This is a genomic window from Rhodoplanes roseus, assembly GCF_003258865.1.
Classification (GTDB): domain Bacteria; phylum Pseudomonadota; class Alphaproteobacteria; order Rhizobiales; family Xanthobacteraceae; genus Rhodoplanes; species Rhodoplanes roseus.
Window position 1 is genome coordinate 1 of the sequence record NZ_NPEX01000223.1, and the last position, 9,784, is coordinate 9,784.

At 70.5% G+C, this 9,784-nt stretch carries 8 protein-coding genes; 6 read left to right on the plus strand and 2 right to left on the minus strand.

Translation table 11 applies throughout. The annotated features are described in order from the left end of the window. The 4 genes from CH341_RS23465 to holA form a co-directional block, all read left to right on the plus strand. The coding region (locus CH341_RS23465) for a diguanylate cyclase (RefSeq protein WP_146604588.1) at positions 1-232 on the plus strand (232 nt) is incomplete at its 5' end. Positions 233-366: 134 nt separating this feature from the next. Further along, positions 367-2,994: a leucine--tRNA ligase gene (gene leuS / locus CH341_RS23470; protein WP_111421409.1), complete on the plus strand. Its 2,628-nt coding sequence runs from the start codon at positions 367-369 to the stop codon at positions 2,992-2,994. Then, the gene (locus CH341_RS23475; protein WP_111421410.1) at positions 2,981-3,586 is read left to right on the plus strand and encodes an LPS assembly lipoprotein LptE; all 606 of its coding nucleotides are present in this window, start codon (positions 2,981-2,983) and stop codon (positions 3,584-3,586) included. Before leuS ends, CH341_RS23475 begins: the two co-directional genes overlap by 14 nt. A 149-nt stretch (positions 3,587-3,735) precedes the next feature. Next, complete coding sequence (holA, locus tag CH341_RS23480; protein ID WP_111421411.1) at positions 3,736-4,758, plus strand: DNA polymerase III subunit delta; 1,023 nt, start codon at positions 3,736-3,738, stop codon at positions 4,756-4,758. Positions 4,759-4,881: 123 nt separating this feature from the next. Here the strand turns inward: holA and CH341_RS23485 are convergent, their stop codons facing one another. Next, positions 4,882-5,352 (minus strand): cache domain-containing protein, encoded by a 471-nt coding sequence (locus tag CH341_RS23485; protein ID WP_245431215.1) that lies wholly within the window; start codon positions 5,350-5,352, stop codon positions 4,882-4,884. 243 nt (positions 5,353-5,595) lie between these two features. On the opposite strand from CH341_RS23485, the gene CH341_RS23490 reads away from it, so the two are divergent. Together CH341_RS23490 and CH341_RS23495 are read left to right on the plus strand one after the other, a co-directional pair. Further along, positions 5,596-7,002 (plus strand): methyl-accepting chemotaxis protein, encoded by a 1,407-nt coding sequence (locus tag CH341_RS23490; RefSeq protein WP_170149775.1) that lies wholly within the window; start codon positions 5,596-5,598, stop codon positions 7,000-7,002. A 239-nt stretch (positions 7,003-7,241) separates the two neighbouring features. Next, a complete protein-coding gene (locus CH341_RS23495; protein ID WP_111421413.1) occupies positions 7,242-8,933 on the plus strand; it encodes a methyl-accepting chemotaxis protein in 1,692 nt (563 codons plus the stop codon). Positions 8,934-8,991: 58 nt separating this feature from the next. On the opposite strand, the gene CH341_RS23500 is transcribed toward CH341_RS23495, so the two are convergent. Then, positions 8,992-9,784, minus strand: a 793-nt coding sequence (locus CH341_RS23500; protein ID WP_111421414.1) for a ParB/RepB/Spo0J family partition protein, incomplete at its 5' end; no start/stop codon positions are given.

The following is a 9,784-nucleotide window of genomic DNA, read 5'->3' on the forward strand; positions in this document are numbered from 1 at the left end:
CGAGCCCGCCGAGCGGCTGCGGCTCGCCGTGATGGCGCTGCGCATCCGCAACGAGGAGGCGCCGACCGGCTTCCTCACCGTCAGCGTCGGGGTCACGGCCCATGTGCCGGCACGCGACACCCGCCCGCAGACCCTGATCGAGGCGGCCGACGGCGCCCTCTACGCCGCCAAGCGCCGCGGCCGCAACACCACCGTCGTCGACCGCGACGTCCGCCTCGCCGAGGCGGGGTGAGGCCGAGCGCCTCCGCCCGCCGCGCGGGCCTACCCTGCCCGGGGCACGACCCGGCCGGGACGCGGAATCGTTGACCCGGGCGTCGCAATGATGTCCAACGGGCCGACATTTTCGCTGCGAGCGAGCCGAATCTCATGACTGCAGAACGCTATAATGCCCGCGTCGCCGAGCCGCGCTGGCAGGCCGTGTGGGACGAGCGCGACATCTTCGCCACCCGGAACGACGATCCCCGGCCGAAATACTACGTGCTCGAGATGTTCCCCTACCCGTCGGGGCGCATCCACATGGGCCATGTGCGCAACTACACGATGGGCGACGTGGTGGCGCGCTACAAGCGGGCCCGGGGCTTCAAGGTGCTCCACCCGATGGGCTGGGACGCCTTCGGCATGCCGGCCGAGAACGCCGCCATGGCCAACAAGGTCCATCCGCGCGAATGGACCTACGCCAACATCGCGACCATGAAGGCGCAGCTCAAGTCGATGGGCCTGTCGCTCGACTGGGACCGCGAGGTCGCCACCTGCGACCCGAGCTACTACAAGCACCAGCAGCGCATGTTCCTGGACTTCGTGAAGGCCGGGCTGGTCGAGCGCAAGCAGTCCAAGGTCAACTGGGACCCGGTCGACCAGACCGTGCTGGCCAACGAGCAGGTGATCGACGGACGCGGCTGGCGCTCCGGCGCGCTGGTCGAGCAGCGCGAGCTGGTCCAGTGGTTCTTCAAGATCACCAAGTTCTCGGAGGAGCTGCTCACCGCGCTGGACGGGCTCGACCGCTGGCCCGAAAAAGTCCGGCTGATGCAGAAGAACTGGATCGGCCGCTCGGAGGGCATGCATGTGCGCTTCGCGCTCGATCCGGCGACCACGCCGGCCGGCGAGACCGAGCTGGAGATCTTCACCACCCGGCACGACACGCTGTTCGGGGCGAAGTTCATGGGCCTGTCGCCCGACCATCCGCTGGCGCGGGCGGCGGCCGAGAAGAACCCGGCCCTGGCGGCGTTCATCGCCGAGGCCAAGCGGATCGGCACCGCGCAGGAAGCGATCGACAAGGCGGAAAAGCTCGGCTTCGACACCGGCATCCGGGCCATCCACCCGTTCGATCCGACCTGGAAGCTCCCGGTCTACGTCGCCAATTTCGTGCTGATGGAGTACGGCACCGGCGCCATCTTCGGCTGCCCGGCGCACGACCAGCGCGACCTCGACTTCGTCAACAAGTACGGGCTCGGCAACACGCCGGTCGTGTGCCCCGAGGGGCAGGACCCGGCGACCTTCACGATCACGGACCAGGCCTATGTGGGCGACGGCCGGATGATCAACTCAGCGTTCCTCGACGGCATGACCATCCCGGAGGCGCAGGAGGAGGTGGCGAAGCGGCTGGAGCGGGAGACGCGCGGCAACTCCGCCGTCGGCCGCCGCGAGACGATGTACCGGCTGCGCGACTGGGGCATCTCGCGCCAGCGCTACTGGGGCTGCCCGATCCCGATCATCCACTGCCCGAGCTGCGGCGTCGTGCCGGTGCCGATCGCCGACCTGCCGGTGACGCTGCCGGACGACATCGCGTTCGACCGGCCCGGCAACCCGCTCGACCGGCACCCGACCTGGAAGCACGTCGCCTGCCCGCAATGCGGCGGCAAGGCGACGCGCGAGACCGACACCATGGACACGTTCGTCGACTCGTCCTGGTATTTCGCGCGCTTCACCGATCCGTGGAAGACCGACGCGCCGACCGACCGGGCCGCGGTCGATTCCTGGCTGCCGGTGGACCAGTATATCGGCGGCATCGAGCACGCGATCCTGCACCTGCTCTACTCGCGCTTCTTCACCCGCGCCATGAAGGCCACGGGCCATGCCGGCCTGGACGAGCCGTTCGCCGGCCTGTTCACGCAAGGCATGGTGGTGCACGAGACCTACCGCAAGCCGGACGGCACGTTTGCGGCGCCGTCCGAGGTGGCGATCGTCGGCATGGGCGACGCCCGGACCGCGACCCTGATCGGCACCGACGTGCCGATCGAGATCGGGCCGATTGAAAAGATGTCGAAGTCGAAGCGCAACACGGTCGATCCGGACGAGATCATCGGCTCGTACGGGGCCGACACGGCGCGCTGGTTCATGCTGTCGGACTCGCCGCCCGAGCGCGATGTCATCTGGACCGAGGAGGGCGCGCAAGGCGCGGCCCGCTTCGTCCAGCGCCTGTGGCGGCTGGTCGGCGACGCCGAGGCGGTGGCCGCCAAGGGCGACCTGCCACGGCCGGCGATGTTCGGCGAGGCCTCCGTGGCGCTGCGCAAGGCGGCGCATCTGGCCCTGTCGCGTGTCTCTGACGATATCGAGAAGCTGCGGTTCAACCGCTGCGTCGCCCACATCTACGAGCTCGCCAACGCGTTCCAGGCGTCGCTGGGCGCCGCCGGGGACGATCCGCCCGCCGACTATCGCTGGGCCGTTCGCGAGGCGACCGCCATCCTGATTCAGCTCTTCCACCCGATGATGCCGCATCTGGCCGAGGAGTGCTGGTCGGCCCTCGGCCACACCGGCCTGGTCTGCGAGGCGGGCTGGCCCGAGGTGGAGCCGGATCTGCTCGTCGAGGACACCGTCACGCTGCCGGTGCAGATCAACGGCAAGAAGCGAGGTGATGTAACGGTGCCACGCACCGCCGGAAAAGCGGAAGTGGAGGCTGCCGTTCTGGCCCTGGACGCTGTACAAAAGGCGCTCGGGGGCGCAGCCCCCAAAAAAGTCATCGTCGTCCCGCACAGGATCGTCAATGTGGTGGCTTGATCGGACGGGACTGAACCGAACGGGATCGGGCCCGGCGCTGGATCGCCGTGCCGTCCTGACGCGCGCCGCCCGCGGCGCCGTGCTGCTGGCGCTCGCCGCGCCGCTGGCCGGCTGCTTCCAGCCGCTCTACGGCAGCCGCACCCTGGACGGCGGCCCGTCGCTCAACGCCGCGCTCGGACAGATTGACATCTCGCAGATCCCGGCGCCGAACGGCACGCCCGAAGCCCGGATCGCCGTCGAGCTGCGCAACCAGCTCATCTTCGGGCTGTCGGGCGGCAATCCGGCGCCGCCCACCCACCGGCTCGACATGCGCATCACGACCAGCCGCGTCTCGGTCATCGTCGACACCGTGACGGCGCGCGCGGACGTGGAGAATTTCGGCATCACGGCGAGCTACAGCCTGATCGACCTGAACACCGGCAAGCCGGTGGTCACCGACACGGCGTTCAGCCGCGTCTCCTACGACATTCCGGGCCAGCAGCAGCGCTTCGCCCGCCAGCGCGCCCTGCGCGACGCCGAATCCCGCGCCGCCGGCGTGATCGCCGAGACGGTCCGCAACCGCCTCGCCTCCTATTTCGTCGCGGGAACCTGAGTCTCTCGACTGTCGTGGCCGGGCTCGTCCCGGCCATCCACGTCTTGCCCCACGGCAATGCACGAGGACGTGGCTGCCCGCGACGAGCGCGGGCATGACGGGTCAGTGGGATTGGGCCACGCCGCGGCCGGCTCGAGCGACAACGTCCCATGGCCGCCCTCAAAGGCTCCGAGATCGACACCTATGTGAGCCGGCCCGATGCGGCGCGGCCGATCGCGCTGGTCTACGGGCCCGATGCCGGGCTGGTGCGCGAGCGGGTCGAGGCGCTGGTGAAGGCCTCGGTCGACGACCCCAACGATCCGTTCGCCCTGGTGCGGCTCGACGGCGACGCGGTCGAAGCCGGCCGGATCGCCGAGGAGGCCCACACGGTGCCGCTGTTCGGCGGCCGCCGCGCCGTCTGGATCCGGGCCGGCCGCAGCAACCTGGCGGGGGCCATCGAGGCGCTCGCGGCCGACCCTCCCCGCGACTGCCGGGTGGTGGTCGAGGCCGGTGACCTGCGCAAGGATTCGGCGCTGCGGCTGGTCTGCGAGAAGGCCCGCAACGCCGTCGCCCTGCCCTGCTACGTCGACGGCGACGCCGATCTCGGCCGGCTGATCGACCAGGAGATGAAGGCGGCCGGGCTGACCGTCGCGGACGACGCCCGCACTCTCCTGGTGTCGCTGCTCGGCGGCGACCGCCAGGCCTCGCGGGCCGAGCTGCGCAAGCTGGCGCTGTACGGCCACGGGCGCGGCCGCGTCGAGGTCGACGACGTGCTGGCCGTCATCGCCGACGCCTCGGCGCTCGCCCTCGACGACGTCATCGACGCCGTGTTCGCCGGCAAGCCGAAGGACTTCGACACCGAGTATGCGCGGGCCCGGTCGGCCGGCACGCATCCGGACCGGCTGATCACCACGGCGCTGCGCCACGCCGCCCAGCTCCACCGCGCCCGCCTCGCCGTCGATGCCGGGCGCACCGCCCAGGATGCCGTGCGGGAGGGATTTCGCGGGCTGTTCTTCCGCCGCGAGCCGGCCGTGCGGGCAGCGCTCTCCACCTGGACGACGCCGCGTCTCGGCCAGACCGTGACGGACCTGGCCGAGGCCGCGGCCGCAGTCCGCCGCCAGGCCGACCTCGCCGACGCCCTCGCCCACCGGGCCCTGCTGCAGACCACGGTCCGGGCGCGACAGAAACGATAGCGGCGCGTCCCGGTCTGCCGACGGTGCCGCTGCCTCCGTGTCCCGGATGCGGCGCGTCAGGCCGGTGGCCTGCTGCGCCTTGTCCGGGGCACGAGGCTCCGAAGCACCGGTCCGTGAGCCGGCTTACTTGTAGTACCCCACCCCGCAGGCCTGGGCGCCGACCTTGACCAGATAGGTCTCCTTGGCGACCGGATCGGTGCCGCCGGGGCGCGGGAACTTGTAGTCGACCGAGGTCACGGCGCCCTCCTTCGGGGCGGCGTAGAGCTTGTCGCCGAGCGGCGAGCCGTCCTTCTCCTTGAGGGCCCGCACGTCGGTGCCGACCAGCGCCTTGTTGGGATGCGCCGTGAACTTGCCGCTGCCGGTCTCGAAGCAGAACACGTAGAGGTCGCGATCGCGAAAACCGCCGGCGGCGTCGTTGAACTTCGCCAGCGCGTCGGCCTCGCCGGCCTTCAGCGTGACGGCCGCCTTCTCGGCCATGGCTTTCGCCTCGGGGGCGGAGCCGAAATCGGCGGCGACGGCACGCCCCAAGGGGCCCGGCACGGCGACGAGAAGGGCTGCGCCCGCGATGAGGGCAGCCGTGAACGTCCTGGTCATGAAGTCCTCCCTGATCAATGGATCTGCCAATCGGAATTGGGCCGCCGGGACGAGCCGGCCGGAATTGCCCGTGGCGATTATGGGTGCCTCGACAATGGCCCGCAACCTGCCCGCGAGGAGGGGTGCGGGGCGTCGCGCGGCCCCCAGTGGTATTATATTCCGTCTAGCTCCTCCCCGGTTAACCTCCAGGTAGGCAAACGGCCTCAGCATGCAACCAGGCGAATGCTGCACGGGGGGAAAGGCATGGCCGCACTGCCGGCGCGGGGTGACGAGGTCGTGCGTGCCGTCGCGCGGACGGTCGGAGTCCTGTCGGTCGAGCTCGCCGACGTCGCCGGCAACATCGCCGACGTGGATCGCAAGGCCCAGGACCTCACCGCCGAGTGCCGGAACCTGTCGGTCGCCGCGACCGAGCTGACCGGCTCGAATCGCCGCATCGGGACGGCGGCGGCCGCCGCCGATCAGACCATCGAGGCGGCCTGCGGCGAGATGGACGCCTCGGCCCATTCGGTCGAGACGTCGCTGGCCGAGATCAGCGCGCTGGCCACCGCGACGGCCGGCTTCGAGAGCAAGCTCGACGGACTGCGCGGTGCGCTCGAGCGGGTCGCCAAGGCGGCCGGCGGCATCGACGCCATCGCCCGGCAGACGAATCTGCTGGCGCTCAACGCCACCATCGAGGCGGCGCGGGCCGGCGAGGCCGGCCGGGGCTTCGCGGTCGTCGCCCAGGAGGTGAAGGCGCTGGCCAAGCAGACCTCGGAGGCGACGGCCGAGATCAGCGCGACGCTGACGCTGCTCGACACCCAGACCCGCGGCCTGATGGCCGAGTCGGCCGAGACGGTGGGCCGCGCCGCGACCGTCCAGTCCGGCACGACGGCGATCCGCCAGGTGATCGATCACGTCGGCCCGGCGATGACCCGCATGCGCGGCGACATGCGGCTGATCGTCGAGTCCAATGTCGACATCCAGGCGCGCTGCGACGCGCTGCAGGCCGCCTTCGAGGCGATGAGCGCCAATGTCGCGCGCTCCTCCGAGGACCTGCGCAGCGCCGACCAGCGGGTGCACGGCCTGCTGAAGCGCAGCGAGGAGCTGACGCTGCTGACGGCGCAGTCCGGGGTGGAGACCGACGACACCACCTTCGTGACGATCGCGACGGAGGCGGCCCGCGAGGCCGGCGCGCTGTTCGAGCGCGCGCTGGCCGCCGGCCAAATCTCCGTGACGGACCTGTTCGACGAGACCTATGTGCCGGTGCCGGGCAGCGACCCGGCCCAGGTGACGACGCGGTTCACGGCGCTGTGCGACCGCCTGCTGCCGCCCCTCCAGGAGCCCCTGCTCGCCAGGAGCCCGCTGATCGCCTTCTGCGCCGCCGTCGACCGCAACGGCTACCTGCCGACCCACAACACCAGGTTCTCACAGCCGCAGCGACACGGAGACCCCGCCTGGAACACGGCGAACTGCCGCAACCGCCGGATCTTCGGCGATCGAACCGGGCTCGCCGCCGGCCGCAACACCAAGCCGTTCCTGCTGCAGACCTACCGGCGCGACATGGGCGGCGGCCGCTTCGTGCTGATGAGGGACTGCTCGGCCCCGATCATGGTGCAGGGCCGGCACTGGGGTGGCTTTCGGATCGGCTACGCGACAGAGCGGCCCGCGTGAGGCGCGGTCCGTCGCCTCTTCGTCGGTCTGCCGAGCAGAATCCCCGTCTGCACATCTGGACCATGTCCGTTAACACGGCCGTAGGAACCCACACGTTATAAGTTCAACGGCCGCGTGTCGCCGGACACGATCGGCGCCCTTCTCCTCAGACCGACGCGATCATGCGCCGGTCCCGGTCGTGATCGACCGCGGACTGGAGCTTTTCGCTTTCCGAAACACGAAACGCCCAGGTCCGGTCCATGCTCGCGAAGCTCTCGATCCGCGCCAAGATCATCGTCGTCGTGTCGTTCCTGCTGGTCGGCATGACCGGCATGGGACTGCTGGCGATCGTCAACATGCGGGCCATGAACGCCAAGACCGACGAGATCACGCAGAACTGGCTGCCGAGCGTCCGCACGCTCGCCGATCTGCGGGCCGGCGTGACGATCATCCGCAGCGTGGTTCGCCTGCATCTGCTGGCCGAGACGCCCGAGGCGAAGGCGGCGGTGGAGAAGACGCTCGCCCTGAACTACGACCGCAACGCCAAGTACGGCGCCGCTTACGAGCAGCTCATCTCCTCCCCGGAGGAGCGCAGCACGTTCCAGGAGTGGAAGAAGCAGTCGGCGCTGTACGACGAGGGCGTGAAGAAGGTGCTGGAGATGTCGCGCGCCAGCGCCGGCAAGCTGCCTACCGAGGCGAGCGCATTCAACGAGACCAAGGTCTATCCGATCGGAAAGGCGGCCGACGACCTCCTCAACAAGAACATCTCCCTCAACAACGCCGGCGCCGACGCCGCCGCGAAGGCGGCCGCCGACACCTACGACCGGGCCTTCAATCTGCTCCTGATCATTCTCGGCGCGTCGGCGTTGGTCGGCATCGGCCTCGCCGTCTACCTGGTCGTCGACGTGTCGCGCGGCATGGCGTCGGTGGTGACGCCCATGCAGGCGCTGGCCCGCGGCGATCTCTCGGCCGAGGTCCCGCACCAGGGCGAGACGACGGAGATCGGCCGCATCGCCGCGACCCTGCAGGTGTTCAAGCAGGCCCTGATCGAGAAGAAGGCGAGCGACGCGACCGCGGCCGTCGAGGCCGAGGCCAAGATCCAGCGCGGCCAGCGCGTCGACGGCATCACGCGCGACTTCGAGACCATGATCGGCGAGATCGTCGAGGCGGTGTCGTCGGCCTCCTCGGAGCTCGAGGCGTCCGCCAACTCGCTGACCACCACGGCCGAGCATGCGCAGCAGCTCGCCACCACGGTGGCGGGGGCGGCCGAGAACGCCTCGTCCAACGTCCAGTCCGTCGCCTCGGCGACCGAGGAGATGGCGTCGTCGGTCCACGAGATCAGCCGCCAGGTCCAGGACTCGGCCCGCATCGCCCATGCGGCGGTCGAACAGGCGCGCAAGACCAACAGTCAGGTCGAGGAGCTGGCCCAGGCCGCCAACCGCATCGGCGACGTGGTCGAGCTGATCAACACCATCGCCGGGCAGACCAACCTTCTGGCCCTGAACGCGACCATCGAGGCGGCCCGCGCCGGTGACGCCGGCAAGGGCTTCGCGGTGGTCGCCTCCGAGGTGAAGGCGCTGGCCCAGGAGACCGCCAAGGCGACCGGCGTGATCAGCCAGCAGATCACCGAGATCCAGGGCGCGACGCAGGGCTCGGTCGGGGCCATCAAGGAGATCGCCGACACGATCGGGCGCCTGTCCGAGATCGCGTCGACCATCGCGGCCGCCGTGGAGCAGCAGGGCGCCGCCACCCAGGAAATCTCCCGCAACGTCCAGCAGGCCGCCGAGGGCACGCGGGACGTGTCGTCCAATATCGGCGACGTGCGCACCGGCGCCAACGAGACCGGCTCGGCCTCGACCCAGGTGTTGGCCGCCGCCCAGTCGCTGGCAACCGACAGCAACCGCCTCAAGACCGAGGTCGGCAAGTTCCTCAGCGCGGTGCGGGCGGCGTAGCGGCGTCGCCGCGACAAGACGGGCCCGCGACAGGACGGACCCGGCGACGGGACGGCGGTCAGCCGTTCTCCAGCCGGCGCACCACGTCGTCGAGCTGGTCGAGGTCGCGGTAGTGGATGTGCACCGTGCCGGCCTCGCCCTTGTGGTCGATCGACACGGTGAAGCCGAGCGCGTCGGACAGGCGCTTCTCCAGCGCCCGGGTGTCGGCGTCCTTGGGGACGGGAGCGCTCTTCGGCTTGGGGCCGGGGCGCGGGCCGTCCGTGTCCTTGCGCACCAGCGCCTCGACCTGACGCACGTTGAGGCCCTGGTCGACGATCTGACGGGCGAGCGCCTCGGCGTCCGGCGCGCCGACCAGCATCCGGGCGTGCCCGGCCGTGAGCTTGCCGGCCGTGATCAGACTCTTGACGCCCTCCGGAAGCTTCAGGAGGCGCAGCGTGTTGGCGACGTGGCTGCGGCTCTTGCCGACCGTCTTGGCAACGTCGTCCTGGGCGTAGCCGAACGAATCGAGCAGCGCCTGATAGCCGGCCGCCTCTTCCAGGGCGTCGAGGTCGGCGCGCTGGACGTTCTCGATGATGGCGAGCTCCAGCGCCTCGCTGTCGGTGACGTCGAGCACGACGACCGGCACCTCGTGCAGCGCGGCGCGCTGCGAGGCGCGCCAGCGGCGCTCGCCCGCGATGATCTCGTAGGCGTCGGCCGCACCCTTCACGGGGCGCACCACGATCGGCTGGATCAGGCCGCGGGCCCGGATCGAGTCGGCGAGCTCGGCGAGCTCGGCCTCGGCGAAGGTGCGGCGCGGATTGCGCGGATTGGGGCGGATGAACTCGATCGGCACCTTGCGGCCGGGCGGCCGT

Coding starts and splice junctions, on each gene's coding strand:
- holA (WP_111421411.1), top strand. CDS start 3,736: ATGGCCGCCCTCAAAGGCTCCGAGATCGACACCTATGTGAGCCGGCCC.
- CH341_RS23485 (WP_245431215.1), bottom strand. CDS start 5,352: ATGACCAGGACGTTCACGGCTGCCCTCATCGCGGGCGCAGCCCTTCTC.
- leuS (WP_111421409.1), top strand. CDS start 367: ATGACTGCAGAACGCTATAATGCCCGCGTCGCCGAGCCGCGCTGGCAG.
- CH341_RS23490 (WP_170149775.1), top strand. CDS start 5,596: ATGGCCGCACTGCCGGCGCGGGGTGACGAGGTCGTGCGTGCCGTCGCG.
- CH341_RS23495 (WP_111421413.1), top strand. CDS start 7,242: ATGCTCGCGAAGCTCTCGATCCGCGCCAAGATCATCGTCGTCGTGTCG.
- CH341_RS23475 (WP_111421410.1), top strand. CDS start 2,981: ATGTGGTGGCTTGATCGGACGGGACTGAACCGAACGGGATCGGGCCCG.